We start from the raw sequence: 24,909 nt of genomic DNA on the forward strand, positions 1-24,909 counted from the left end.
GTTCGGCGGGTCAAGTGCGTGTGAAGAAGGCGAGAATTCTCCGGGCAGCGCCCGGGGCCGCAGGGGTTTCCTGCATCTGTGCGGACTCACGGGAGGCAGCGTCGGCGCGTTCGAACATCTCATGTTCGTAGTCGGCGACGGCAGCAGGAATGTCGCCCGGACGTGCGGCCGGCGCGAGACCGAGCGCAACGCCGTCGAATAGCGCCATGTCCCACCGGCGACATCAGGTGTGCTGCATCCCCCAGCAAAGTCACATCGGGCATCGGCGACCACGTCACGACCGGCAGTGTCGTGATCGAGCGCGGTACGATCGCGTCGTGACAGGCTGCGATCAAGGCGTCGCCGCGAGGTCCGGATACGTCCGGTCGATATCGAGTTCAGATCGTCGATCCGTGCGGGGTCGAGACCGAGCGGACGTCGCCTCGGCCTGCTGCACCGAGTACGCCGATCCTAATCAGAGCTTGACGCGGGCCTTGCCAGGGTGGACGCGGAGCCGAATACCTTGGTACTCCACTGTGTAGGGCATGTCCTCGTCGTTATCCGGGTCGCCGGAGTCGGCAGGATCCGGCAATTCCGCCATCTGCTCGATGACAGTTTGCGCTCGCGCCGCACCGGGATCGAACATCTCCTGAAACGGCCCGACGAGCGAGCCCCCCAGCCCACGGTGCTTCGCTCGAAGGGCCGCCCACCCGAGCACCGTCACCGGGCCGATGACAATGAACAGCAGTAACAGGTCCCTGCCCATGTCCATGTCCATGTCCACGAGCGTACCGATGACGTCGTGGGCTGACCCGGGATCGCACACCTGCGACTCGTCCCGGAATCTGGCGTGGTCAATTGTTCGGGGTTGACGATTGGGACGATACTTTCGGCCGGATCGTCGAAGCCCTACCGAATCGAGGCAGCGACGGAGTGGAGCAAGGACCGACAATGGTCTGCGATCAGCGGGTCTGCGATCAGCGGGTCTGCGATCAGCGGGTCTGCGATCTCGGCGCGCTGAGCCCGCAGCAGTGGCGCCCTCACTGCCGAATGCGCCGCCTGGACGGTCGAGGAACCCTGGCGCACCAAACCGCCGCGTCCACGGGGCGATGGCGAGGGATACGAAGCATGCTCGGCGCACGGTTCGATGCCGATCTACACAATCGCCGCCGGTTGGACGAACAACTCGGCGGCTCTCCGGCCCAGACCCTTCGGCGTATTCAGGCGGCAATCGGCAGTCGCGTCGAACCGACCGGGGCGACCCGCTCATCTGACACATCTTGTCGGATCGGGCGTCGCCGTCCTCGAAGCGCCACGCAACCGAAAGGCTTCAGCTATCGAGAAGGTCCGTTATCTTCTACTGGAATCGACCAGGTACTCCATATTCTGGTTGTACGGGGTGGCCGTCACCGGTGTATGTGAACTTACCCTCGCCACTTCCGCCGTACCCCGAACGACGCTGGCTTTGACAGTACCGATCTTCGAAGGTGCGATGCAGCTACTCATCCCGGCCGGAGCATTACAGGTGACAGTTGTCGTTCCTACTATCACCTTGACCACTGCGGGCGCGGTCAAGAACGTGAGAACCTCGACGGTATCCCTTGCCGGAGAGGATGACGGGCGCAGCTTCATCGGGGCGGCCGAACGATTGACAGGCACCGCGGAGACCAGCTGATTGCGATAGACCAGATACGCGGTATCGCGAACGATCGTAGGGGAAGTGCCGGTACGGAAGGTGTACAACCCGTAGGAATTCAAGTCGAGCAATGCACGTCCGTGGCCGGCGCTGGGTGCGAACGACGTGCCCTCGCTGTAGTCGTTCCAGGTGACGAGTTGGACCCATTGACTGTCGGACGCAATCGCGATCTGCCACATGTTTCGCAGGTTCTGTGAATTCTGTGCTTCGTCGTAGATCGACTGGCTCGGACGCACATCTTGGAAAGCGACAGGTTGCATCCAGATCTTCCCCAAGGACCGAGCGGCAGCGGCGAGTCCCATCGGGAAGTTCGGGTTCGAGGTCGAGAGCGGATTTGCCGCCGGATTTCGATTACCCCAATTCGACATCCCGTAGCTGATCGAGGCGAATGCGTTCCGGTTGGCAGCGGCGTCGAGGAAAACTGGAACAAATGCCACATTTATCCGGTAGGTATTCTTCATGACGGTGATGAATTCCGACCACCAGCTTGCAGTCTTGTTTTCAGCCAGAAATGGCGATATCACCAGACGTCCGTCGTTCAATGTGAAGGACGAGGACATGGTCGAGTACGGCTTCATCTCGGCTGCCATTTGAGCTGCAGTCATGTTTTTGAACGCGCCGTTCATATCGGGCATGAGCATGATTTTGAAATTCGGATCGACTGAAGCGGCCGCTTTGATCAGGGCCGTCGGTACAGTAGAACCCCACCAACTGGTATCGGACGCCTTGGCGATGATGTCGACGGAGAATCCGTCGATCCCGGCGGCAATCGCCGAACGAACTTCGTTTTCGAGGTCGCGTTGACGCCACTGTGAATCGGCGATGGGTGAGCGTGGAATCGGTCGATCACGGAGGAACCCCCCGTAGCGAACATTCTGATTGTTCTCACCGTTCACTGTAAGATACTGCGTCGCATAATAATCGCTGGACGGGTTCGCATTGTCGATCGATACCGGATACGGCGGGAAGTAGTGGGCGAAAACCAGCTTTCCGTTCAGAGCCGACTTCGGCGGTATGTCGAAAGGTAGTGCTGCGGAGTTGGGATTCGCAGAGAACGTGACTGGTGCATATGCGGGCGTTGAGCGTGGTTGCACGTCGTAGCCGGCGACGAGTGCGGCCACGACGATCACGGCCAGCGTCAGACAGCAGGTCTCGAAAGGGTATTTTGCCGCTTTTCGAAGCCGGTGAATTCGAATACTCATGGAACGGCCGGCCTTCCCGGGTTTCCGAATTGCGCATCGTCCCCGCATACACAGAATCTGTGATTCAATTTTTTTCGGCCTCTATCTGATTAACGTCGAGATTAGACACCGTATGTTAACCGCTGTCGGTGATCATCGCTGTATCGAGCGTGATCTTCTCATCCGATGCGCAAGGATGTTCTCGGGCGCGATGTCGACAAGTATGGAATATTGCCGAAAAAATCCACTATGCCGAATCTCATTAGATTGACCGGTATATCCGGAAGGCAGGCGCACAAGCGCGTCCGGGCAGCACCCGCCCTCGATCGGACCCAGGGGTGAGAATTCGGCCATCGATGAACGGGCAGAAATGATCAGGTGAATCTTTTCTTCATACTCGGGTGAGATCGTGGGCTACCTGCGCTCCGATCGCTCCGGCCAGAATGATCGCCGGGTGCACGGCCGCCAGGTACAGACCTGAAACGCCCGCCGCATGGCGCAAAAGTGGACGACCATCGCGCGGGACGGGACGATCGGCCACCACTGCGTCGATCAGTTCAATCTGCTCACCGCCGACCAGGAGCCTGCGGATCGCGTCGGTGGTCGGTATTGCGAGTGCACGCGGATCGCCCGTGAACCCGGCGGGAACGTCTTCGGCGGCGATCAATGTCGTGTCGTCCCCTTGCCGGACCTCGAAATCCGGGGTGGACAGGATTCCGTTCACCAATGGACGGGGCGTCGAATATCGGATCAGGCAACACGGTGACGCATCCACCTCGGCGACCGCTCCGGACGACGTCGCGAGCGCCGGGATCGCGGTACCGGCGGCAAGTACCGTCGTCGACGCCGAGATCGGTCCGTCGGAGGTCGCGACACCGCACACTCGCGCCCCGTCGGTGATCAACGACTGCACTGTACTGCCGAAATGAACTGTTGCACCGAATTTTTCGGCACTGTGGAGCAACGCTCGGGTGAACGCCACCGGGTCCACGCCGCCGTCTCCCGGCGCGTAGGCGGCCACCGCTGGTACCGCGCGCAGTCCCGGCTCGCGCACCAGTACTTCGCGGCCGGTCAGGAGTTCGATCGGATGACCCAGCGCGCGATGGGTGTCGACGAACCGTCGTGTCTCGGTCTCGGTCGCTTCCCAGGTGATCGCGCCGCCGCGGTGAATGTCGAAGCGGTGAATGTCGAAGGTTCCCGCGAGTTCGCTCTCGAGACGGCTGAACTCGTCGGCGGCGGTTCGTCGAAGCGTCTGCGAATACACGTCGGCGGCGCTCTTCGCCAGGCCGATCCACGCGAACGAGTCACCCGTGACCCCGGCGGCGGCGCCGTCCCGTTCCACCACGGTGACCCGGTGACCGGCACGAGCGAGACGGTAGGCGATCGACGCACCGACGATTCCGGCGCCGACCACGAGTATCGACGTGTCGTCGTGATCGTTCACGCCTGCCACTTGGCTCGCGGCGCGGTGTGGCGGTACGGCTGCGGTGTCGGATAGGTGATCAGCTCGATCGTCGATCCCCATGGCGTCCGTGCGTAGACGAAGCGGTTACCTGCTCCCCCCTCGGCGCCCTGCAAGTCCTGCGGGTCGGAGTTACGCCGTCCGCCTGCGCTCTCGAACCGGGCCAGCGCCTCGTCGATGTCGTCGACGTAGATGCCGACGTGCTGCCGGCCGATGTCGGAGGGCACTGCGGCCGGACGCTGGTCCGGGCCCTGATACTCGAAGAGTTCGATTCCGGGGCCGTTCGGGAGGGCGAGCATCCTGATCGCGCGCTGTGCCATGTCGTCGGGGATGCCGAGCCGCTCGTGAGTCCGTTCGCTGTCGCGCGGAGGTTGAACTTTGCGGTAGGTGTCGTAGAGAACCGTCGCCTGCAGTGCGTCGACGAGGAAGGTGGTTGCCGCCTCGATGTCGGGCACTGTCAGGCCGATGTGGTCGATGCCGCGTACCGGATGTGTCATCGATATGTCCTTCCGGGTTGCTGATCAGGTCTGGGGATGCAGGACGACTCGACCCGTCGTCGTTCGGTCACCGACGACGACCACGAGAATCGTCGCGATCATTCGGGTGTGACGTGAGTCGAAGGTTACTATCTGCCCTGTCGTGACACGATTCCACGGCGCGGAGGTCGCAGCTCGCATGAGGTACACCCACGATTTCGGAACCCCGCTGTCCGCGGGCTGGTCGGAGCTGACCGAGAATCGCAGGTACTGGGACGAATTCGTCGACAGATTCGGATTTCGGCCGGGACTCGATGCATCACTGTGGCCGGCGATCACCGAACCCGTACCGTCGTTGACGTTCGACCTGCGCGCTTCCGGCCTGACGGCGGGTGAGGTCTTCGCCAGGTTCGACGCCGTCAACGCCGAAGCCCTACGTTGTTTCGTGACGCAGTTCGCCGACGACCCGACGTTCGTCGTGCTCGACTGGCAGCACCCCGGCTACCGGTTCGACGCCGCCGAACATGCGGCTGCTGCCGATGCCCGGTGGCGGGTCCCGGTCTACCCGGACGGCGACTACTACATCTTCCTACGAGAAGACCTCGGCGAAGGAACGTTCGGCCACCCCTGGGAACACACGCTGTGTGTCTTCGGAGAACGGCTGATCAGTTCGCTCGGCCGAACCTTGGCGAGCTGGTTGCCCGTCGTACGCGTCGACGGGCAACCAGTTCCCTGATCCGCTACTCCCCTTCGAGTTCGCCTTCGGTCTCGAGATACACCTGACGCAACCCGTCGAGGGTTTTCTGCTCGGGGTGCTCCCACATGTTGCGTTCGGCGGCCTCGAGGAGACGTTCGGCGATACCGTGCAGTGCCCACGGATTGGATTGCGTCATGAATTTCTGGTTCTGCTCGTCCAGGACGTAGGTTTCGGCGAGCTTTTCGTACATCCAGTCTGCGACGACGTTGGTGGTGGCGTCGTAGCCGAAGAGGTAGTCGACGGTGGCCGCCATTTCGAAGGCACCCTTGTAGCCGTGACGGCGCATCGCGTCGAGCCAGCGCGGGTTGACGACGCGGGCCCGGAACACGCGCGCGGTTTCTTCCGACAGTGTGCGGGTGCGAACAGATTCGGGACGTGTGCTGTCACCGATGTACGCCTCGGGCGACTTACCGGTCAGTGCGCGCACGGTGGCGACCATGCCGCCGTGGTACTGGAAGTAGTCGTCGGAGTCGGCGATGTCGTGCTCGCGGGTGTCGGTGTTCTTGGCGGCCACGTTGATTCGGCGGTAGGCGCTGCGCATGTCGTCGGCGGCCGGGATGCCGTCGAGGCCACGCCCGTACGCGAAACCGCCCCAGTTGGTGTACACCTCGGCGAGGTCGTCGTCGCCGCGCCACGACTTGGAATCGATCAGCTGTAGCAGTCCGGCGCCGTAGGTTCCGGGTTTGGAGCCGAAGATGCGGGTGGTCGCGCGGCGCTGGTCTCCGTGTTCGGCGATGTCCGCCTGCGCGTGCGCGCGGACGTAGTTCTGCTCGTCCGTCTCGTCCAGGGCGGCGACGAGTTGCACGGCGTCGTCGAGTAGCGCGAGAACGTGCGGGAACGCGTCGCGGAAGAATCCGGAGATGCGGACGGTGACGTCGATGCGGGGGCGGCCGAGTTCCTCGAGGTCGATCACCTCGAGGTTGACGACGCGGCGGCTGGCCTCGTCCCAGACGGGTCGCACGCCGAGGAGTGCGAATACTTCGGCGATGTCGTCGCCGGAGGTTCGCATGGCGGCGGTGCCCCACACCGACAGACCCACCGAGCGCGGGTATTCGCCGTGATCGGCGAGGTAGCGGGCGGCGAGGGATTCGGCCATGGCCTGACCGGTCTCCCATGCCAGGCGCGAGGGCACGGCTTTGGGGTCGACGGAGTAGAAGTTACGTCCGGTCGGAAGGACGTTGATCAGCCCGCGCAGTGGTGAACCGCTCGGTCCGGCGGCGATGAAACCGCCGTCGAGGGCGTGCAGGATCTGCTTGATCTCGTTGTCCGTCTGCCGCAGGCGCGGAACGACCTCGGTGGCGGCGAACTGCAGGATCTTCACGACGGTCTCGTCGTCGCTGAGAGTGTCGGCGGCAGCGGGGTTCCAGTCGGCGTCGTACATGGCGCGGACCAGTGCGTGTGCCTTCTCCTCGACGTCGTCGACACGGTTGCGTGATTCGTCGCCGTCTTCGCTGAGCCCGAGTGCCTCGCGCAGGCCGGGCACGCTCTGCTCGCCGCCCCACATCTGGCGGGCCCGCAGCATCGCCAGGACCAGTTCGATTTCCGCGTCGCCTTCGGGGGCACGACCGAGGATGTGCAGGCCGTCACGGATCTGGACGTCCTTGATCTCGCACAGCCAGCCGTCGACGTGCAGGAGCATGTCGTCGAACACGTCTTCGTCGGGGCGCTCGGCGAGCCCGAGGTCGTGATCCATCTTGGCCGCCCGCATCAGCGTCCAGATCTGCTGACGAATCGCCGGGAGCTTCGCCGGGTCGAGGGCGGAGATGTTGGCGTGCTCGTCGAGAAGCTGCTCGAGGCGCGAGATGTCGCCGTAGCTTTCGGCGCGTGCCATCGGCGGGATCAGGTGATCGACGAGCGTGGCGTGCGCGCGGCGCTTGGCCTGGGTGCCCTCGCCCGGATCGTTGACCAGGAACGGGTAGATCAGCGGCAGATCGCCGAGAGCGGCGTCGGTGCCGCAGGTACTGGACATGCCGACGGTCTTACCCGGTAGCCATTCGAGGTTGCCGTGCTTGCCGAGGTGTACGACGGCGTCGGCGCCGAATCCCCCGTTCTCTTCGGTGGCCGCGATCCAGCGGTACGCGGCGAGGTAGTGGTGGCTCGGCGGCAGATCCGGGTCGTGGTAGATCGCGACGGGGCGTTCACCGAATCCTCGGGGCGGCTGCACCATGAGCACGATGTTGTTGAATCGCAGTGCAGCGATGACGATTTCGCCGTCGGGGTCCTGGCTTCGGTCTACGTAGAGATCGCCGGGCGCGCTGCCCCAGTGCTCTTCGACGCCGGTGCGCAGGTCCTCGGGCAGGGTGTCGAACCATTCGCGGTATTTCGATGCCGAAATACGGATCGGGTTACCCTCGAGTTGTTCGGCGGTGAGCCAGTCCGGATCCTGCCCACCGGCGGCGATCAGGGCGTGTATCAGGGCATCGCCGTCCTTGGCCGCCAAGCCGGGAACCGCATCCGGTCCATCGACAGGTCCGAGATCGTAACCAGCGCTGCGCATTTCAGTCAGCAGGTCGATGGCGCTCGCGGGAGTGTCGAGGCCGACGGCGTTACCGATGCGGGCGTGCTTGGTGGGGTACGCCGAGAGCATCAGCGCGATCCGGCGCTCGGTGGTCGGGATGTGGCGCAGCTTGCCGTGTCGCACCGCGATCCCGGCGACACGGGCGGCGCGCTCGAGGTCGGGGGTGTACGTGGAGAGCCCGTCCGCGTCGATTTCCTTGAACGAGAACGGAACCGTGATGATGCGGCCGTCGAACTCCGGCACGGCGACCTGCGTCGCGACGTCCAGGGGGGAAAGTCCGTCGTCGTTGGAGTCCCAGGTGGCGCGGCTGCTGGTCAGGCACAGACCCTGCAGGATCGGCACGTCCAGAGCGGCGAGCGCGGCCACGTCCCACGCTTCGTCGTCGCCGCCCGCGGATGCGGTCGCGGGCTTGGTGCCGCCCGCGGCGAGTACCGTCACGACCATGGCGTCGGCGCGCCGCAGCGTCGTGAGCAGTTCGGCTTCCGCGGTACGCAGCGACGCGCAGTAGATCGGAAGCGCGGTACCGCCGGCGTCGGAGATCGCCTCGCAGAGCGCCTGGATGTACCGGGTGTTCCCGGCCAGGTGTTGCGCTCGGTAGTAGAGCACGGCGATGACGGGTCCGGAGTTCTCGGCGATCTCGGGTGCGAAGTCGGCGACACCCCACGCGGGCAACCGTACCGGCGGCTCGAAGCCGTGACCGGTGAGCAGGACCGTGTCGGAAAGGAAATGGTGCAACTGCACCAGGTTCGCGGTACCACCCTCGGCGAGGTAGTTGTGCGCCTCCGCCGCGACACCGGCGGTCACCGTGGAGCATTCCATGAGGTCGGCGTCCGGGGCGTGCTCGCCGCCGAGGACGACGACGGGAAGTCCGGAGGCGAGGACCATGTCCAGGCCCTCTTCCCAGGAGCGGCGACTGCCGAGGATGCGGACGATCACCAGATCGACACCGTCGAGAAGGGGTGGCAGATCTTCCGAGACGAGCAGCCGCGAGGGGTTCGCCCAGCGGTAGGAGACGCCGTCGCCGGCCTCCGCACTGGCGCGAGCGCTCAGCAGATCGGTATCGGACGTGGAGAGCAGAAGAATCACGGGTGAAGCCTTCCTGGGGTTTCGCGCCCCGTGGCACAGAGCTGTTCATCGACGGCAGTTCGAGGGTCTGACTCGTGTTTCCAGGCGGAAACATATCCGCCCGAGCTCACTCACAGTGGCGCGACCGCACCGGGTTCGCACCGGTTTCCTCAACTGCCGTCACTGGTGGTGGTGATGCTACCGGTCCGGGGAGGCCGGATCGGACGGGTCGTACCCTTGACCCATGCCCAAGGACCGTTCCCAGCCAGACGCGTGCCCGGGTGCACTGCATGTCCACCAGGCCGCCGATGGCGCGCTGGCGCGGGTGCGCCTGCCCGGCGGGCTGCTCACCGCCGCCCAGTTGCAGGTCCTCGCCGATGCGGCCCGCGATCTGGGTAACGGGCAGATCGAGCTGACTTCACGCGGGAACGTTCAACTGCGTGCGGTGTCCGACCCCGGGGCGTTCGCCGAGCGTATCGCGGCGGTCGGACTGCTGCCGTCGGCAACGCACGAGCGGGTACGCAACATCCTCGCCTCGCCGCTGACGGGCCGGATCGGGGGTGTCGCGGATCTGCGCGAGGTGGTCGGCAGTCTCGACGCCGCATTGCAGGCTGACGCCGCGCTGGCGAATCTGCCCGGCCGGACCCTGTTCACTCTCGACGACGGCCGCGGCGACATCAGCGGCCTGCACGGCGACTTCGGCCTTCACGCCCATTCGGACACCGAGCACACGCTGGTATTGGCCGGTCACCGCACCACCCACCGCGTTCACGCCGACGACGCCGTCGAGTTGATCCTCGGCGCCGCCCACGCCTTCCTGGACCTGCGTGATCGGCACTGGCGTCTGCACGAGATCCCGGACGCGATCCCCCGCACCCTCGAGCGGCTCGGCCTCGACGCGGAAAGCGCGGGGCCGGCGCAGCTGTCCGCCGAATCGCGACCGGCCATCGGCTGGTTGACCCAACACGACGGCAGTGTCGCGCTCGGCGGCGGCCTGCAGTTCGGGCTTCTCGATGCGCGCCTGGCCGAGTTCCTCGCCGCGGTCGACAAACCCGTCGTCGTGACGCCGTGGCGATCGCTGCACATCTTCGACCTCGAGGAATGGGCGGCCGAGCAGGTGGTGCGGGTGCTCGCGCCGATGGGCCTGATCTTCGACGAGAACTCCCCCTGGCTCGAGGTCACCGCCTGCACCGGCAGCCCCGGCTGCGCGAAGTCCCTCGCCGACGTCCGCGCCGACGCGATCACCGCCGTCGAGCAGTCGGAACTGCCCGTCGTGGGGCGCCAGCACTGGGCGGGCTGCGACCGCAGTTGCGGCCGTCCCCGCGGGGACGTAGCCGACGTGGTTGCGACCGGTGACGGTTACCGGGTGAATCAGGCAGATCGGTGAAGCCTCTATCGTGTGGCACATGATCGACTACATCCGTGACGGTGCGGAAATCTATCGCCAGTCCTTTGCCACCATTAGGGCCGAAGCCGACCTGAGCCGTTTTCCGGCGGATGTCTCCCAAGCCGTGGTGCGCATGATTCACGCCAGCGGACAGGTGGATCTGGTCGACGACATCGCCTTCACTCCCGGAGTCGTCAGCACTGCCCGCACGGCGTTGCGCAACGGCGCGCCGATCTTCTGCGACGCCACGATGGTGGCCGCGGGCATCACCCGTAAGCGCCTGCCCGCAGGCAACGACGTCGTCTGCACCCTCGGCGATCCGCGAGTACCGGTGTTGGCATCGACGATCGAGAACACGCGCTCGGCGGCCGCCCTCGAACTGTGGGGACCGAAGCTCGAAGGCGCGGTCGTGGCGATCGGCAATGCCCCCACGGCACTGTTCCACCTGCTGAACTTGATCGAGGCGGGCGCGCCTCGCCCCGCGGCGATCGTCGGCGGCCCGGTCGGGTTCATCGGCTCCGCCGAATCCAAGGAGGCTCTCATCGAACATGCAAGCGGTATAGAGTATCTGGTGCTGCGAGGCCGGCGCGGCGGCAGCGCGATCACCGCGGCCGTCGTCAATGCGATCGCGAGTGAAACCGAATGAGCACCGGCAAACTCTGGGGTGTCGGCATCGGACCGGGTGATCCGGAACTGGTGACCGTCAAAGCGGCCCGTGTCATCGGCGAAGCCGACGTGGTCGCCTTCCACTCCGCCCGGCACGGCAAGAGCATCTCCCGCGCAGTGGCCGCGCCGTACCTGCGTGAAGGGCAGATCGAGGAGCACCTCGTCTACCCGGTCACCACCGAAACAATCGAGCACCCCGGTGGCTACCAGGGCGCGATGGACGAGTTCTACGAAGCTGCCGCGCAGCGCCTGGCGGTGCACCTGGCAGCGGGACGCTCGGTGGCGCTGCTCGCGGCCGGTGATCCGCTGTTCTACAGCTCCTACATGCACATGCACAAACGCCTCGCCGACCGCTTCGACGCCGAGGTGATCCCCGGTGTCACCTCCGTCAGCGCCGCCTCGGCCGCGCTCGCGAAGCCGCTCGTCGAGGGCGACGAAATCCTGACCATTCTTCCCGGCACGCTGCCGCAGGCCGAGCTGACCCGACGATTGAAGGACACCGACGCCGCCGCGATCTTGAAACTCGGGCGCACCTTTCCGCCGGTGTTACGTTCCCTCGAGGACGCCGACCGTCTCGGTGAAGCGCATTACGTCGAACGCGCCAGCACGACGCGCCAGCGCGTCGAGACCGCCGCCGACGTCGACCCGAGCGGGGTGCCGTACTTCTCCATCGCGATCGTGCCCAGCCCGTCGAACAATCCCGACGCCCGCCGGGAATCGGCCGGCGAAGTGGTCGTGGTGGGTCTCGGACCGGGCGATACGGCCTGGACCACGCCCGAGGTGGCGCGTGAACTGTCCCTGGCAACCGATCTGGTCGGCTACGGACCGTACGTCGACCGCGTGCCGACGCGCCCCGGCCAGCGCCGCCACTCGAGCGACAACCGCGTCGAGGCCGAACGCGCCGCGATGGCACTCGATCTCGCGAAGAACGGTGCCCGCGTCGCCGTCGTCTCTTCCGGTGATCCGGGCGTGTTCGCCATGGCCGCAGCAGTTCTCGAAGTCGCCGCCGAAGACCAGTGGCGCGGCGTCCCGGTCCGGGTTCTGCCCGGTATGACCGCTGCCAACGCCGTCGCCAGCCGCGTCGGCGCGCCCTTGGGACACGACTATGCTGTGCTCTCGCTCTCCGATCGACTCAAGCCGTGGGACGTCGTCGCTCGCCGCATCACCGCAGTTGCGGCGGCGGACATGGCATTTGCCGTCTACAACCCGGCGTCGAAGTCCCGGACGTGGCAGGTGCAGGCAATGAAGGATCTGGTACTCGAACACCGCTCCCCCGAGACGCCCGTGGTCATCGGTCGCGACGTGGCGGGGGTCGAGGAGTCCGTTCGCATCGTCACCCTGGCCGAACTCGTACCGGCCGAGATCGACATGCGGACCCTGCTGATCGTCGGATCGTCGATGACCACCGTCGTGGAAACAGGCTCGGGCCGACAAGTGTTCACGCCGCGCCGTTATCCCGACTGAACCGGCCGGTCGGCACCGATACGATGGGTCGGTGCCGGTCAACCGCAGTCGTCAAGCCCGATCCGCCCGCAAACGTCAACGGCGGATGGCGCTGGTGGAACACGATCTCAGCGCCGAGCAGTGGTCGGCCCTGCAATCCGCTTGGGACGGCTGCGCCTACTGCCGACAGTCAGGCGAACCGCTACAGCGAGACTGTGTCCTTCCGATCTCGCGCGGTGGGCGTTACACCCTGGGCAACATCGCACCTGCATGCGCTGCATGCAATGCGAGCAAATGCAACAGCGAGGTCACCTTGTGGCTGCGACGCAAAGGCTACGACGAGAAAGCGTTCCTGCTGCGGCACGCCGAGGTCGCAATGGTGATGCGGGCACAGTTCGTGGAGTGAGCCCCGGCGACGAGTATCTTCGATGCCGAGACGGGTGGCGCCACTACCGGCGTCGACCCGTCGACACGTACGAGACTGGGGGAACAATCGATGGTTGCGCTCACGAGGACGATTTCCGATCCGCGAGTATTTGCACTCTTCGCCGCATTTCAGGCGGGTGACGCGGTGATCTCCGTCAAACCGATTGACTACGTCGCCCGGTGCCTGGACTCCGTGCACTTCCCCCAGCGGAACCGGTGGATATTTCCGGTGATCAAGGCAGCCTCGGCCGTCGGGCTTGCTGTCGCACCGAAATTTCCGGGCCTGGCCCGCGTCACCGCGATCATGCTCACCCTCTACTTCGCCGCCGCCGTCGGCGCGCACGTCCGCGCGAAAGACCTCGGTTTCAATGCTGCAGCAGCGACGTCGCTATTGGTGTCCTACGCTGCTCTGGCCCTCGTCGGCACCCACACATCCACCTCGGTCGCGACTACCGTCACCGGCGCAACTCCTCGTTGAGCCGCGCGGCCTGGCGCGTGAGGTGATCGCGTTCGGGAACGTTCGGTGCGGAGCGGGCAGCAGCGGCGTACAGGCGGGCTGCCGTCGCTCGGTCGCCGCCGCGTTCGTGCAGATACGCCGCCACCGCGTCGTATCGCGGTAGCGCGGGATCGAGCCCCGACAGCGCCGCCAACCCGGCCCGCGCACCGTCGGCCTCCCCCAGCGCGACGACGCGATTGAGCCGTGCCACCGGACTGTCGGTGATCCGCAACAATTCGTCGTACCACTGAACGATCTGCACCCAATCCGTGTCCTCGACAGTGCGGGCATCGGCGTGCAGTGCGGCAATCGCGGCTTGAGCTTGGAACTCGCCCAACCGATCCCGGGCCAGCGCCGCCTGCAACACGGCGACGCCCTCGGTGATCAGCGTGGTATCCCACAGCGTGCGATCCTGCTCTGCGAGCGGGACCAGGCTGCCGCAGGTTCGGGTTCGGGCCGGGCGGCGAGCGTGATGGAGCAGCATCAACGCGAGCAAACCCGATACTTCGACGTGCGTGAACTGCGCGTGTAGTTGGCGAGTGAGTCTGATCGCCTCGTCGGCTAGATCCACATCACCGGAGTAACCCTCGTTGAACACGAGATAGAGAACCCGCAGCACCGTCGCCACGTCACCAGGCCGATCGAAGCGGACATTCGACACGGTGCGCTTTGCCCGACTGATCCGCTGAGCCATGGTCGACTCGGGAACGAGGTACGCCTGCGCGATCTGTCGGGTGGTCAAGCCGCCCACCGCCCGCAACATCAACGCGACCGCCGACGACGACGACAGCGACGGGTGAGCGCACAGGAAATACACGGCCAGGGTGTCGTCCACGGTCTCGGCCACACCTGCCGCTGGTTCGGTGGCGACGAGGCTCTCACGGCGACGGCGGGCAGCATCTGCGCGGACGGTGTCGAGGAACTTGCGCCACGCCGCCGTGACCAGCCAGCCCTTCGGATCTCGTGGCGGATCGCCCGGCCACACGCGCGCCGCCTCGATCAGGGCTTCCTGTACACAGTCCTCGGCCGCCGCGAAGTCAGCTCCGCGGCGGACGAGAATCCCGATCACCACCGGTGTCAGGGCACGCAGGCCGGATTCGTCCACCGACGATCAGTCCGAGACGGGCGACGGGTGCGCCAGAAACGGGCGTACCTCGAGCCATTCGTGAATCGGCATTCCGCCCGCGCCGGGAGCCGCCGACAGCTCTCCGGCCACTGCCAATGCCCGCTCGTGGGAATCGACGTCGATCACCATCCACCCCGCGATGAGGTCTTTCGTCTCCGCGAACGGGCCGTCCGTGACCGGGGGCCGCCCCTCCCCGTCGTAGCGAACCCACGAACCCTCCGGCGCGAGTGCTTGCGCGTCGACGAATTCGCCGGTCGACTCGAGCTTGCCGGCGAGGTCGTTCATGTACTGGATGTGGGCGTCGATCTCCGCCGGCGTCCACTGATCCATAGGCACGTTGTTCTCGGGGGCGGGTGCGCCCTGGTAGTGCTTGAGGAGCAGGTACTTGGCCATGTCGATCTCCTTGGGTCGGTGCGGTCCCTCGTGGCCGCATTCAACCCTGGGACGGAGCTGCGCGCGAGTTCTCGACATCGCAGTCCGAACGAACCACAGTGCGCTCGTCTACACCTTCGTGATCGGACACGTCATCGAGGAGCAGCACCGCGCCTCGGCCCCCGGGCGCTACCCATCCGCTCGGCGGCGCAGTCGCATCGACACCGAGCGGTTTCTCCGCACCGTCGCCGCCAACAACACCTTCACCGATGCTTCCCGGGCCGGTCTCGAATGGGGGGTCGGCCACGATCATCGCCGGCATCGCCGCGCGACGGCATGCATGACCCTTCGATCGGGTCATGCTGAGTCTTCTGCATGCCCGAGCCACGGCAGGGCAGTGGTAGCACGCGAGCGGTGTGGACACATGTTGCCGCGTAGACCACGATGCTGTTCAACGTGTTCGCGATCAACGTCGTGGCATCAGGGCTACTGTCGTACGCTGGACTGCGCTGATCGCAGATGCGTTTCAGCGCAAATGAATTCGATGAATGCCGCGGCCGCCACCGATGACCGACCCGAGGCCCCGAACGCGCAGATCGGCGGATGCTCGGGAACGTCGGGCACATGGTGGATCCGAATCGGCGGTCCCGGTTCGATCGCCGACGATCGCGCCACCAACGCCACACCGAGTCCCTCCGAGACCAGGGCGCGAATACTCTCGGGTCCATGGGTTTCGAACTCGACGAGTGGGCTGAAATTCGATATCGAGGCCCACCGATCGAGGAGGCTTCGTAGCCCGCTCCCTGCGGGCAGGCAGACGAAAGGACACTCGCGCAGATCGGACAAGGAGCGAATTTCAGGAGTGCCGAAGTCGACCGCTGTAATCACCACCAGCGATTCCTCGGACAGCCGCGCCGCCACGAATCGAGGGTCGGTCCGATGCTGGGGGCCGACAACCACATCCAACGAGCCGGCGTCGAGTTCGTCGAGCAGACCGTCGATCAAACCGGTCTGCAGTCGGAGGCGAACGCCCGGATGTTTCGAGGCGAAGGCCGTCAATGTCTGCGCAAGACGAACCGTTCCGGTTACTGCAGTCGCTCCGATGCGGACGCGGCCACCGGCAACCGTTCGTTGAGACTGCATGTCGTCGACGGCCGCATCCATGTCGGTGAGTATCCGCTGCGCGTGAACGAGAAATCGGTCACCGGCAGGCGTGAGCGTGACACGTCGAGTTGTTCGGGTGAACAGGGCTGATCCGAGTTCTTTCTCGAGCAGTCGAATCTGAGCGGAGACAGCCGGTTGGGCGATACGAAGACGCTCTGCGGCGCGGGTGAATCCGCCGTGTCGCACGACCGCTGTGAAGTAGACGATCTGACGAAACTCCATTGATTGAGCGTATGTCGTTATCAGAGCCAGCGCTTCTCGGTATTTCTCGTGCATGTCGTCGGGGCGGATATTGGACGCATGAAACAGCGAACATTGGGCCCGGAGTCGTTTGTCTCGTCGTCGATCGGCTTGGGTTGCATGGGGTTCTCGCAGGGTTACGGCCCGGTAGACGACGGCGAGTCGGTGACTGCGATACGCGCCGCCCTCGATGCCGGAGTCGACTTGTTCGACACGGCACAAAGTTACGGCCGCGGGCACAACGAAACCTTGCTGAGCACTGCGATCTCCGATCCGTCCGTCAAGATCGCCACGAAGTTCGGGATAGTACGCGATGACGCCGGGGTACGTCTGGACGGGAAACCGGAGCACGTCGCGCACTACTGCGATGCGTCGTTGAGGCGGCTGCAACGAGACACGATCGATCTGTACTACCTGCACCGCGTCGACCCGACGGTGCCGATCGCCGACACCGTCGGCGCCATGGCAGAACTGGTGACCGCGGGAAAGGTTCGTCACCTCGGACTCTCGGAGGTGACGAAAGCGCAACTCGACGCCGCGGTCGCCGTTCATCCGATCACCGCCGTGCAGTTCGAATGGTCGATGCTGTGGCGTGTGCCGGAACGAACACTGATTCCTCACGCGCGTCGACTCGGGGTGGGACTGGTGCCGTACAGCCCGCTGGGACGGGGGCTTCTGACAGCTACTCTGGGCGCCGCCGACATCGGGTCGAGTCCGTTTCGTGCGTCGGATCCGCGCTTCGACGGCAACGAGCTGACACAGAATCTCGCCCAGGTTCACCGGTTGGAGCATCTCGCACAGTCGGCGGGTATCACCGCCGGTCAACTGGCGTTGGCGTGGTTACTTTCCCGGGGTTTCGACATCGTGCCTGTTCCCGGTAGTCGTAAAGCCCGCCGCGTGATCGAGAATTGTGATGCGGCGGGCGTCACGCTCACCGAGGACGTCCTTCGTCGACTCGACGACGCTGTGCCGGCTGACGGATGGATCGGTGATCGGCGGTCGTTCGCAGCGGCGGTCACCACCCGGACCTGATCGGTCATCTACCCTGCCGGGAGACGTTGTCGCGAACCGAGTCGAGGTAGCGGCGCGTCATCGACCTCTGCACTCGGCGACCGACCGGGGTACCGAGTCGCACCCACCAGGTTCCCGGCTTGGAGAAAGCGACGATCTCGACACTGACCTGCTCGGTCGCCGGGTCGAAGCGAACGACGAACGATTCTTCACCGCATTCCGGGTGCCCGGCTCTGGTGCCGTAGGCAAATCCCTGACGGTTCACCTCGTTCACCTCGTACACCACACGTACCGGGATACGCACCGGGCCGAAGCCGAGCGTGGCGTCGTGCCCTGCGATCGCAGTCCGTGGTCCCGAACGCAGGGTCAGACCGGCGCCCCGATGCATCTGCCACGACATGACGACGCGCGCTGCCACCTCGAAATCGGCGCGACCGGTTCCGACGACCGCCACCTCGTGAAGATGGTGGTACCCAGATGGGAGGGCACCTGCCGTCGCTCCCACGTCCGGATAGGTGAGACCGGCCGGCGAGAGGTCACTCATGCTGCGGTCGGCTCGAACCGCGACCGGACGAGTTGGTCGATCCGATCGACGTACCCCTCGGTCAGGAGACCGGGAAGAATGATCCGCCACATCTCCTCCACCCGTCGCTGCAGGTCCGCGCGTTTGGTGAGTACGTTCGACACCAGTTGCACACCGGTGAAGGCGGCGGGTAGTAGGTGGCCGAACATCGCCGGCTGCACCGAACTACGTATCTGCCCTTCCGTCTGTGCCCGAGTCGTCAACGCGGTACTCGCGGCGATCCAGTCCGCGTACGGTTCGACCGGTCCTTCGAAGGTGCTGAGCTCGAGTGTCAAACGGATCCCGGCCCGGACGACGGGTTCGTCGACGATCTGGCGTGCCATCGAATACGAGAGCATGATCATCTGCTCCAAACCCGGTGCGCCCTGCGCGGCGATCGTCTCGACCGCTTCGATCGACAGGCGATGTTGCTCGGCGATGATGTGCTGGGCGAGATCGTCTTTCGAGGTGAAATGGAAATAGAGTGCGCCCTTGGTCGTCCCGGCGGCTGCCACGATGTCGGCCATGCTGGTACTTCCGTACCCGGATCGTTCGAATTGGGTGGCGGCGCCCGAAACTATGTGTCGGCGAGTCAACTCGGCGCGTGCTTGTTTGACCACTGTCAGCCTTTCTCGTACTTCGGATCGTCCTGACCGGACGACTGCCGTGACATTTCTGTGCGGGATCAGCGGGCGGGTGTGTCGCCAACCGGCAGCGCTCCCTCGTCGACTCTCGCTCGATCGACCAAGTCACCGACCAGTACCGTCAGCTCGGTCATCTGTTCGGTGATCTCGCGGGGCAGATGCGCAAGCTCCGCATTCGCCGACGTACCGGTCCGAGGATCGAGTGACATCAGTAACTCGATATTGGTGCGAAGCGCCGTCAACGGGGCCAAGAGATCGTGGCCGGCTTCGGTGACCAGAGCACGTTGCCGGTCCCTCGACTCCGAGAGCGTCCCCAACATCTTGTTGAAACTGACCGTCAACGAGGCCAGCTCGTCGTCACCGGAAATCGGGATCGGCGCGAGGTCGTCGGTCTCGGCCACCCGGCGGGTAGCTGCGGTCAGTCGTGAAATCGGTCGCAGGCCCGTGCGCGCCACAGCGTCGCCCGCCGCGTACGCCAACGCGATTCCCGCTGCCCCCAGGGCTGCGAGCACCACGGCGAGCCGTTTGATGACCGAACGAGTCGAACTCAGCGATTGCGCCACCACCAGCGTCTGACCGGCCACGGACGGCGTGACCAACACCCGGTAGGCGTCGACGGTTTCGATGGTCGGCGACGAGATCGATTCGGCGAGAGTGATGATCGCGGACGCCCCGGTACTGAACGGCGGCAGTCCCGGGGTGGCTGTCACCAGGGCGCCGTCACCGGTGACGAGACCGACGGCCTGGATCACCGCGGTATCGGCGCCGGCGGTCAAACCGAGTACCGGAGTCTGACCGCCGAGGTTCGCGGTATCGGTGATGGCCTGAGCGGTCCGCTCGAGTTGTCGGTCCACGTTGCCTTGCAGGTACGCGTTGAACACCACGTACACCGCGGACGCGGAGACGATCACCGCCACGGCGACCAGACCCGCAGTCAACAGTTTGACTCGGGCATGCAGGCTGCGAACCGCGATCGCAGCAGCCTTGCGACGCCGAAGCCCGGGAACCGGCACCCTCACGGAACGTCCCGCAGGGTCGTGCTCGTGGTTCCGTACATCCGACCAGTATGTGCGGGCAACCTTAGACGAACCTGAATCCCGCTGCCGCCCTGTTACCCACGTATCCGTTCCAGCCAGTGAACGGCGTCGTCCACCGCGTTCACGACCGGCGCGCCGGCCGGCACGGGCGGGCGGGCGAGCACGAGAACCGGCAATGCCAGACGCCGAGCGGCCTCGATCTTGGCGTACGTCTGATCACCGCCGCTGTCCTTGGTCACCAGCACCTCGATCCGGCGGTCCCGCATCAAGGCGATTTCATCGTCCACCGCGAAGGGGCCCCTGGCCAGGAGAAGCTCGCAGCCGGCGGGTAGCGGGTCGGGCGGCGGATCGATGGCTCGGATCAGTAGCCGTACCCCCGGCACGCCACCGAAAGCCGAGACACCTTGCCGACCGATCGTCAAGAACGCACGAGTGCCGTACTGCGGCAGCAGATCCGCCGCCTGCTCCAGATTCTGCACCCGGATCCACCGGTCACCCGGCTCCTCGACCCACGGCGGCCGCCGGTACATCGCGTACGGTATCGCTGCTCGGCGCGCCGCATCGAAGGCGTTGGCGGAGATCCGCGCCGCGAACGGGTGGGTCGCGTCGAGTACCGCGTCGATGCCGTTCTCGGGTAACCACTGCCTCAGTCCGTCCGCGCCACCGAAACCGCCGACTCGCACCTCACCTCGGGGCCACCGCGGATCACGGACCCGCCCGGCAAGTGAGGTGACCACGTCGATGTCGGCAGAATGAGCCAACCGGGCCGCGATCTGCCTGCCCTCTCCGGTTCCGCCGAGCAGGAGAACACGAAGGCGCCCGTTTCCGGGTATCAGTGCGTGCTCCGTTCCCGGGCCGCCGAATACAGATAGCTGTCCGGGAATCCCTCGGCAGTCAAAACCCGGCCGACGATCACCACTGCGGTCTTGGTGATGCCGGCGTCGTGGACCAGACCGACGATGGTGTCCAGCGTTCCACGGACCACGATCTGATCGGGCCGCGATGCGAACGCGACAACGGCCACCGGGCAGTCCCCTCCGTAGTTGATCGTCAACTCGGCGGCGATCTGCTCGATTCGATGGGCGCCCAGGTGAACGACCATGGTGGCCCCGCTCCTACCGAGGGACCGCAAATCCTCACCTTCCGGCATGGCCGTCGACAGGGTCGACACCCTGGTCAAGATGATCGTCTGCGAAACACCGGGAACAGTCAGTTCGCGGCCCAGAGCGGCCGCCGCGGCAGTGAACGCCGGCACCCCGGGCACCATCTCGAACTCGACACCAGCAGCTTGAAGTCGTCGCGCCTGCTCGGCGACCGCACTGAAGATCGACGGGTCACCCGAATGCAGTCGCGCCACGTCCAACCCCGACGAATGCGCCGCCACCAGGATCGCGGTGATCTCGTCGAGGCTCAATCGCGCCGTATTCACGATCTGCGCACCGTCCGGGCACCACTCGAGCAGTTCCACCGGGACCAGGCTTCCGGCGTAGAGGCACACCGGACTCGACGCGATGATCCGTTGAGCGCGAACCGTGATGAGATCGGCCGCCCCCGGGCCGGCACCGATGAAGTGGACTGTCATTGCGGATCTTCCTCCGACGGCTCTGTTCCCGACTGGGCGGGAGCGGTGATTTTGACGGCAGACCATTGCACGACGGGAAGTTGGGATCGCCAGACGTGGAACGATCCCAACGGCTCCGCACGCTGGATCTGCAAGCGGCGCAGTGTGCCCCCGAAACGGCTTCGGCACTGCACGAGTAAAGCCTCGGATTCGGCGGTGACGGCGTTGACGACGATGCGTCCACCCTCTCCGAGTCGCTCCCAGCAGGCGTCGATCATGCCGGGTTGGGTCACACCGCCACCGACGAAGATCGCATCGGGCATGGTGGTGACGTCCGCGAACGACTCCGGCGCTTTCCCGGAGACGACGAGAGCGGGCACACCGAGTGTTCGGGCGTTGTCGACGATCTGCGCAATCCGCCCATCAAGAACCTCGAAAGATGTTGCGGTACAACGACGATCGGTACGCATCCATTCGATGGCGATGGTACCGGAACCGCCTCCGACGTCCCACAGGTGCTCGCCGGGAGCGGGAGCGAGTGCGCAGAGAGTGAGCGCTCGAATTTCCTGTTTGGTCATCTGCCCGTCTCCGGCGAAGGCCGCGTCGGGCAGACCCGGCACCCTGGTCAGACGGACCGGCGGATCGGTTGCGAGGCACTCGAGCGCGACGACGTGCAGAGGATCGACGTCCCCGACATGCCAGGACTGCGCCGAACCGTCGATTCGGGATTCCGTTTCGCTGCCCAGGGAGCCGAGCACCGTCATCACCGTGCCGCCGTATCCGGCGCGTGTGAGCAGCGCCGCCACCGCACCCGGTGTGGAACGCCCGTTTCCGAGGACCAACAGACGCGCACCGTCCGTCACGGCGGGCAGTACCGTCGCCGGGTCACGATTGACCACGCTCACCACGTCGACCTCGGCCAATGCCCACCCCATCCGAGCCGCCGCCAACGACACCGACGACGGATGCGAGATCACCCGCACGTTGTCGACACCCAACAGCCGAATCAAGGTCACTCCGATCCCGTGGAACATGGGATCGCCGCTGGCCAGCACACACACGCGGCGGTCTGCGAGCTCGGCGAACAATGCGGGTAGTGCTGGAAGCATCGGTGACGGCCACGGCACTTTCTGCGCCGCGACGGACATCAGATCGAGTTGGCGCGGTGATCCCACCAACACCTCGGCGGAGTGGACGGCGCTCCGCGCGCTCTCCGACAGTCCGCTCCAGCCGTCCGCGCCGATTCCGACGACGACGACGGGTTGGCCGGTGGTCATCGCGGCATCCGCCGCCACACGAATTGCGGGAGCAGACGCATCAGGAAGAAGACCGGTTGCAGCGTACGCGGCACCCACACCCGCGCGGCACCTGAGGTGAGTCCACGAATCACCGCATCCGCCACCTGGGCCGGAGTGCTCGACAGGGGTGCCGGTGACATTCCCTCGGTCATTCTCCCGATCACGAATCCTGGACGCACCAGCATCAGCCGAACGCCGCTGCCGTGCAACGCGTCTGCGAGTCCACTGGCAAAACCGTCCAACCCCGCCTTCGCCGAGCCGTAGACGTAGTTCGCCCGGCGCACCCGCACACCGGCTACCGAGGAGAACACGACGATCTGACCGTGGCCCTGCGCCCTCATGAGCTGCGCGAGGTGTGTCAGGACGCTGACCTGCGCCGAGAAATCGGTGTGTATCACCGCAAGGGCATGTGCCGCATCGGTTTCCGCGCGTCTTTGATCGCCGAGTATCCCGAAGGCCAGAATCGCGATCGAGATCGGTCCGACGGCGGCCGGCACCGCAGCGTGACTACCGGTGTCGTCGGCGTCGAACTCCACGGTCGCCACGTCGGCGGCACCGGGCGGCAACCAGCAACCGCTTCTGCGACTCCAGATCGTCACTGCGTCTGGCAGCGAGCACGATCTTCCGACCCGGCGCCAGACGCGCCGCCACCTCGAGGCCGATCTCACTTCGCCCACCGAGCAGCAATACCGTCCCGGTTTTGTTCTTCTCCACTCCCGCAGTCACTGCACCAGTGTCCTGGATTACCGTCGTGGCATGACGATCACCCCCTCCGCCCCGTCCGCATTGACCGAAGAAGGACTGGCGTTCGTCGGTGAGTACCATCTCGCCACGCTGACGACACTTCGCCCGAACGGGACGCCGCACGTCGTAGCCGTCGGATTCACCTGGGATCAGGACGCCGGGAAGGTCCGCGTCATCACCAGCGGAGGTTCGCAGAAGGCGATCAACGCCGCCCGCGGCGGATATGCCGCCGTCAGCTCCGTCGACGGCGGCCGCTGGCTCACCCTGGAAGGCCCGGCACGAGTCTCCGGCGATCCAGACGACGTCGCAGACGCCGTGCGGCGCTATGCGGAGCGGTACCGTCAGCCGCGAGTGAATCCGGCCCGCGTCGTCATCGAGATCGACGTCACCCGCATCCTCGGTTCCGCCGCGTTCAAACCGGGCAGTTAGCCCAGCACCGTCAGGCCGTGCGGGCGGTTGTTCAGCGATTCGCATCCGTCCGCGGTGACGACGACGATATCCTCGATGCGCGCTCCCCAGGTGCCGCGGAAGTAGATTCCCGGTTCGATGCTGAACGCCATGCCCTCGGTGAGTTCGATGTCGTTGCCCGCGACGATGTACGGCTCCTCGTGCACCGAGAGTCCGATGCCGTGCCCGGTGCGGTGCACGAACACCTCCGCCAGTCCCTCGGCGGCAAGCACGTTACGGGCGGCGGCGTCGACGGATTCGGCGGTGACACCCGGCCGTACCGCGTCGACGGCGGCCCGCTGCGCGGCCTCGAGAACGGCGAACTGTGCGGCGACCTCCGCGGACGGCTCACCCATGCTGTACGTGCGGGTCGAGTCGGAGTTGTAGCCCGGTTCCACCGGTCCGCCGATGTCGATGACGACCACGTCACCGTGCTCGATCACCCGGTCGGACACCTCGTGGTGCGGATCGGCGCCGTGCGGACCGGAACCGACGATGACGAATGCGGCCTCGGTGTGCCCCTCCTCTTCGATGGCCGCCGAAATGGCCTCGCCCACTTCCGCTTCGGTGCGGCCGACGATCAGGAACTCCGACATCCGCGCATGCACCCGGTCGATCGCGGCACCCGCGCGGCGCAGCGCGTCGATCTCGGCACCGTCCTTGACCATGCGCAGCTCGCGCACCACGGCGGTCGCGAGAATCGGCAGCGCGCCGAGAGTGTCGGCCAACGGGATCAGATGCAACGCGGGCATCGCGTCGGTCACGGCAACACGGGCTCGTGAGGGAAGCAGCCCGGCGACGATCGCGTACGGATCGACGCCGTCCACCCAGTCGAGTACCTGCACCCCGAGATCGCCCACCGCCGACTGCGACAGCGCCGCCAATTCCAGTCGGGGCAGCACGATCGACGCCTGTCCGCCGTCCGCCGCGATCACCAGCGCGGTGAGTCGTTCGAACGTGTCGGCCCGAGAACCGGTCAGGTAGCGCAGATCCGGGCCCGGAGTGACCACCAGACCGTCCAGGCCGGCCACACGCGCCAACTCGGCTGCACGGGCGATACGGGAGCCGTACACGGCACTGGGAAATCGGAAGTCCTGGGCGGCTGTAGAGGTCATGACGTCCAGATTAGTGCCGACTGGCAGGATGGTTCC

The 24,909-nt window shown here is 65.6% G+C and carries 25 protein-coding genes and 1 pseudogene; 8 read left to right on the forward strand and 18 right to left on the reverse strand.

Going from position 1 to position 24,909, the window contains the following annotated elements:
* Positions 1-10: 10 nt before the first annotated feature.
* From ABH922_RS10520 to ABH922_RS10540, 5 genes are all read right to left on the reverse strand, one after another.
* The gene (locus ABH922_RS10520) at positions 11-208 is read right to left on the reverse strand and encodes a hypothetical protein (protein WP_424806871.1); all 198 of its coding nucleotides are present in this window, start codon (positions 206-208) and stop codon (positions 11-13) included.
* Between the two features lie 246 nt (positions 209-454).
* On the reverse strand, positions 455-757 hold the full coding sequence (locus ABH922_RS10525) for a hypothetical protein (protein WP_424806872.1): 303 nt from the start codon (positions 755-757) through the stop codon (positions 455-457).
* 572 nt (positions 758-1,329) lie between these two features.
* The gene (locus ABH922_RS10530; protein WP_424806873.1) at positions 1,330-2,877 is read right to left on the reverse strand and encodes a glycoside hydrolase family 71 protein; all 1,548 of its coding nucleotides are present in this window, start codon (positions 2,875-2,877) and stop codon (positions 1,330-1,332) included.
* Positions 2,878-3,247: 370 nt separating this feature from the next.
* A complete protein-coding gene (locus ABH922_RS10535) occupies positions 3,248-4,300 on the reverse strand; it encodes an NAD(P)/FAD-dependent oxidoreductase (RefSeq protein WP_424806874.1) in 1,053 nt (350 codons plus the stop codon).
* Positions 4,297-4,815 carry a VOC family protein gene (locus ABH922_RS10540; RefSeq protein WP_424806875.1) on the reverse strand — a complete coding sequence of 173 codons (519 nt, stop codon included), beginning with the start codon at positions 4,813-4,815 and terminating at the stop codon, positions 4,297-4,299. Before ABH922_RS10540 ends, ABH922_RS10535 begins: the two co-directional genes overlap by 4 nt.
* 178 nt (positions 4,816-4,993) lie before the next feature.
* Here ABH922_RS10540 and ABH922_RS10545 point away from each other — a divergent pair, with 178 nt between their 5' ends.
* Positions 4,994-5,530: a DUF2716 domain-containing protein gene (locus tag ABH922_RS10545; RefSeq protein WP_424806876.1), complete on the forward strand. Its 537-nt coding sequence runs from the start codon at positions 4,994-4,996 to the stop codon at positions 5,528-5,530.
* 4 nt (positions 5,531-5,534) lie between these two features.
* Here ABH922_RS10545 and cobN read toward each other — a convergent pair whose 3' ends face one another.
* Positions 5,535-9,155, reverse strand: a complete 3,621-nt coding sequence (gene cobN / locus ABH922_RS10550; protein WP_424806877.1) for a cobaltochelatase subunit CobN — start codon at positions 9,153-9,155, stop codon at positions 5,535-5,537.
* A gap of 223 nt (positions 9,156-9,378) precedes the next feature.
* Here cobN and cobG point away from each other — a divergent pair, with 223 nt between their 5' ends.
* The 5 genes from cobG to ABH922_RS10575 all read left to right on the forward strand — a co-directional run bounded on the left by cobG (position 9,379) and on the right by ABH922_RS10575 (position 13,534).
* Positions 9,379-10,521 carry a precorrin-3B synthase gene (gene cobG, locus ABH922_RS10555; RefSeq protein WP_424806878.1) on the forward strand — a complete coding sequence of 381 codons (1,143 nt, stop codon included), beginning with the start codon at positions 9,379-9,381 and terminating at the stop codon, positions 10,519-10,521.
* A 19-nt stretch (positions 10,522-10,540) separates the two neighbouring features.
* Positions 10,541-11,167, forward strand: coding sequence for a precorrin-8X methylmutase (locus ABH922_RS10560; protein ID WP_424806879.1), 627 nt, complete (start codon positions 10,541-10,543; stop codon positions 11,165-11,167).
* On the forward strand, positions 11,164-12,651 hold the full coding sequence (gene cobJ, locus ABH922_RS10565) for a precorrin-3B C(17)-methyltransferase (RefSeq protein ID WP_424806880.1): 1,488 nt from the start codon (positions 11,164-11,166) through the stop codon (positions 12,649-12,651). The genes ABH922_RS10560 and cobJ overlap by 4 nt, the downstream gene beginning before the upstream one ends.
* 85 nt (positions 12,652-12,736) lie before the next feature.
* A complete protein-coding gene (locus ABH922_RS10570; protein WP_424809625.1) occupies positions 12,737-13,036 on the forward strand; it encodes an HNH endonuclease in 300 nt (99 codons plus the stop codon).
* 90 nt (positions 13,037-13,126) lie between these two features.
* The gene (locus ABH922_RS10575) at positions 13,127-13,534 is read left to right on the forward strand and encodes a DoxX family protein (protein WP_424806881.1); all 408 of its coding nucleotides are present in this window, start codon (positions 13,127-13,129) and stop codon (positions 13,532-13,534) included.
* Here ABH922_RS10575 and ABH922_RS10580 read toward each other — a convergent pair.
* From ABH922_RS10580 to ABH922_RS10595, 4 genes are all read right to left on the reverse strand, one after another.
* Complete coding sequence (locus ABH922_RS10580) at positions 13,512-14,657, reverse strand: RNA polymerase sigma factor (protein ID WP_424806882.1); 1,146 nt, start codon at positions 14,655-14,657, stop codon at positions 13,512-13,514. The two genes, ABH922_RS10575 and ABH922_RS10580, sit on opposite strands and share 23 nt — an antisense overlap.
* Before the next feature lie 6 nt (positions 14,658-14,663).
* Entirely contained in the window at positions 14,664-15,071 is a 408-nt protein-coding gene (locus ABH922_RS10585; RefSeq protein WP_424806883.1) for a YciI family protein, read from the reverse strand.
* 40 nt (positions 15,072-15,111) lie between these two features.
* Positions 15,112-15,411, reverse strand: coding sequence for a hypothetical protein (locus ABH922_RS10590; protein ID WP_424806884.1), 300 nt, complete (start codon positions 15,409-15,411; stop codon positions 15,112-15,114).
* Positions 15,412-15,536: 125 nt separating this feature from the next.
* On the reverse strand, positions 15,537-16,436 hold the full coding sequence (locus ABH922_RS10595) for a LysR family transcriptional regulator (protein ID WP_424806885.1): 900 nt from the start codon (positions 16,434-16,436) through the stop codon (positions 15,537-15,539).
* Between the two features lie 78 nt (positions 16,437-16,514).
* Here ABH922_RS10595 and ABH922_RS10600 point away from each other — a divergent pair, with 78 nt between their 5' ends.
* Positions 16,515-17,486: an aldo/keto reductase gene (locus ABH922_RS10600; protein WP_424806886.1), complete on the forward strand. Its 972-nt coding sequence runs from the start codon at positions 16,515-16,517 to the stop codon at positions 17,484-17,486.
* 4 nt (positions 17,487-17,490) lie between these two features.
* Here ABH922_RS10600 and ABH922_RS10605 read toward each other — a convergent pair whose 3' ends face one another.
* The 7 genes and pseudogenes from ABH922_RS10605 to ABH922_RS10635 all read right to left on the reverse strand — a co-directional run bounded on the left by ABH922_RS10605 (position 17,491) and on the right by ABH922_RS10635 (position 23,293).
* A complete protein-coding gene (locus tag ABH922_RS10605) occupies positions 17,491-18,009 on the reverse strand; it encodes a DUF1990 domain-containing protein (RefSeq protein WP_424806887.1) in 519 nt (172 codons plus the stop codon).
* A complete protein-coding gene (locus ABH922_RS10610) occupies positions 18,006-18,647 on the reverse strand; it encodes a ScbR family autoregulator-binding transcription factor (RefSeq protein WP_424806888.1) in 642 nt (213 codons plus the stop codon). Before ABH922_RS10610 ends, ABH922_RS10605 begins: the two co-directional genes overlap by 4 nt.
* Positions 18,648-18,712: 65 nt before the next feature.
* Positions 18,713-19,690, reverse strand: coding sequence for a HAMP domain-containing protein (locus tag ABH922_RS10615; RefSeq protein ID WP_424806889.1), 978 nt, complete (start codon positions 19,688-19,690; stop codon positions 18,713-18,715).
* Positions 19,691-19,782: 92 nt separating this feature from the next.
* Positions 19,783-20,541, reverse strand: coding sequence for a cobalt-precorrin-6A reductase (locus tag ABH922_RS10620; RefSeq protein ID WP_424809626.1), 759 nt, complete (start codon positions 20,539-20,541; stop codon positions 19,783-19,785).
* Positions 20,541-21,290 (reverse strand): precorrin-4 C(11)-methyltransferase, encoded by a 750-nt coding sequence (cobM, locus tag ABH922_RS10625; RefSeq protein ID WP_424806890.1) that lies wholly within the window; start codon positions 21,288-21,290, stop codon positions 20,541-20,543. The genes ABH922_RS10620 and cobM overlap by 1 nt, the downstream gene beginning before the upstream one ends.
* Positions 21,287-22,546, reverse strand: coding sequence for a precorrin-6y C5,15-methyltransferase (decarboxylating) subunit CbiE (gene cbiE, locus ABH922_RS10630; protein WP_424806891.1), 1,260 nt, complete (start codon positions 22,544-22,546; stop codon positions 21,287-21,289). Before cbiE ends, cobM begins: the two co-directional genes overlap by 4 nt.
* Positions 22,543-23,293: pseudogene (locus ABH922_RS10635) on the reverse strand (SDR family NAD(P)-dependent oxidoreductase). The gene cbiE and the pseudogene ABH922_RS10635 overlap by 4 nt, the downstream one beginning before the upstream one ends.
* Positions 23,294-23,323: 30 nt before the next feature.
* Here ABH922_RS10635 and ABH922_RS10640 point away from each other — a divergent pair.
* A complete protein-coding gene (locus ABH922_RS10640) occupies positions 23,324-23,740 on the forward strand; it encodes a PPOX class F420-dependent oxidoreductase (protein ID WP_424806892.1) in 417 nt (138 codons plus the stop codon).
* Here the strand turns inward: ABH922_RS10640 and ABH922_RS10645 are convergent.
* Positions 23,737-24,873, reverse strand: coding sequence for a M24 family metallopeptidase (locus ABH922_RS10645; protein ID WP_424806893.1), 1,137 nt, complete (start codon positions 24,871-24,873; stop codon positions 23,737-23,739). The two genes, ABH922_RS10640 and ABH922_RS10645, sit on opposite strands and share 4 nt — an antisense overlap.
* Positions 24,874-24,909 lie beyond the last annotated feature (36 nt).

Origin of the sequence: Rhodococcus sp. 27YEA15, assembly GCF_049739425.1 — a bacterium.
In the GTDB taxonomy this organism is placed as follows: domain Bacteria; phylum Actinomycetota; class Actinomycetes; order Mycobacteriales; family Mycobacteriaceae; genus Rhodococcus_F.

What these genes read in the sequence shown, in the direction of transcription:
- ABH922_RS10520 (WP_424806871.1), bottom strand. Translation starts at nt 208, where the DNA reads ATGGCGCTATTCGACGGCGTTGCGCTCGGTCTCGCGCCGGCCGCACGT.
- ABH922_RS10600 (WP_424806886.1), top strand. Translation starts at nt 16,515, where the DNA reads ATGAAACAGCGAACATTGGGCCCGGAGTCGTTTGTCTCGTCGTCGATC.
- cobJ (WP_424806880.1), top strand. Translation starts at nt 11,164, where the DNA reads ATGAGCACCGGCAAACTCTGGGGTGTCGGCATCGGACCGGGTGATCCG.
- ABH922_RS10590 (WP_424806884.1), bottom strand. Translation starts at nt 15,411, where the DNA reads ATGACCCGATCGAAGGGTCATGCATGCCGTCGCGCGGCGATGCCGGCG.
- ABH922_RS10545 (WP_424806876.1), top strand. Translation starts at nt 4,994, where the DNA reads ATGAGGTACACCCACGATTTCGGAACCCCGCTGTCCGCGGGCTGGTCG.
- ABH922_RS10570 (WP_424809625.1), top strand. Translation starts at nt 12,737, where the DNA reads ATGGCGCTGGTGGAACACGATCTCAGCGCCGAGCAGTGGTCGGCCCTG.
- ABH922_RS10560 (WP_424806879.1), top strand. Translation starts at nt 10,541, where the DNA reads ATGATCGACTACATCCGTGACGGTGCGGAAATCTATCGCCAGTCCTTT.
- ABH922_RS10540 (WP_424806875.1), bottom strand. Translation starts at nt 4,815, where the DNA reads ATGACACATCCGGTACGCGGCATCGACCACATCGGCCTGACAGTGCCC.
- cobG (WP_424806878.1), top strand. Translation starts at nt 9,379, where the DNA reads ATGCCCAAGGACCGTTCCCAGCCAGACGCGTGCCCGGGTGCACTGCAT.
- ABH922_RS10525 (WP_424806872.1), bottom strand. Translation starts at nt 757, where the DNA reads ATGGACATGGACATGGGCAGGGACCTGTTACTGCTGTTCATTGTCATC.
- ABH922_RS10530 (WP_424806873.1), bottom strand. Translation starts at nt 2,877, where the DNA reads ATGAGTATTCGAATTCACCGGCTTCGAAAAGCGGCAAAATACCCTTTC.
- ABH922_RS10605 (WP_424806887.1), bottom strand. Translation starts at nt 18,009, where the DNA reads ATGAGTGACCTCTCGCCGGCCGGTCTCACCTATCCGGACGTGGGAGCG.
- cobM (WP_424806890.1), bottom strand. Translation starts at nt 21,290, where the DNA reads ATGACAGTCCACTTCATCGGTGCCGGCCCGGGGGCGGCCGATCTCATC.
- cbiE (WP_424806891.1), bottom strand. Translation starts at nt 22,546, where the DNA reads ATGACCACCGGCCAACCCGTCGTCGTCGTCGGAATCGGCGCGGACGGC.
- ABH922_RS10645 (WP_424806893.1), bottom strand. Translation starts at nt 24,873, where the DNA reads ATGACCTCTACAGCCGCCCAGGACTTCCGATTTCCCAGTGCCGTGTAC.
- ABH922_RS10595 (WP_424806885.1), bottom strand. Translation starts at nt 16,436, where the DNA reads ATGGAGTTTCGTCAGATCGTCTACTTCACAGCGGTCGTGCGACACGGC.
- ABH922_RS10585 (WP_424806883.1), bottom strand. Translation starts at nt 15,071, where the DNA reads ATGGCCAAGTACCTGCTCCTCAAGCACTACCAGGGCGCACCCGCCCCC.
- ABH922_RS10640 (WP_424806892.1), top strand. Translation starts at nt 23,324, where the DNA reads ATGACGATCACCCCCTCCGCCCCGTCCGCATTGACCGAAGAAGGACTG.
- ABH922_RS10575 (WP_424806881.1), top strand. Translation starts at nt 13,127, where the DNA reads ATGGTTGCGCTCACGAGGACGATTTCCGATCCGCGAGTATTTGCACTC.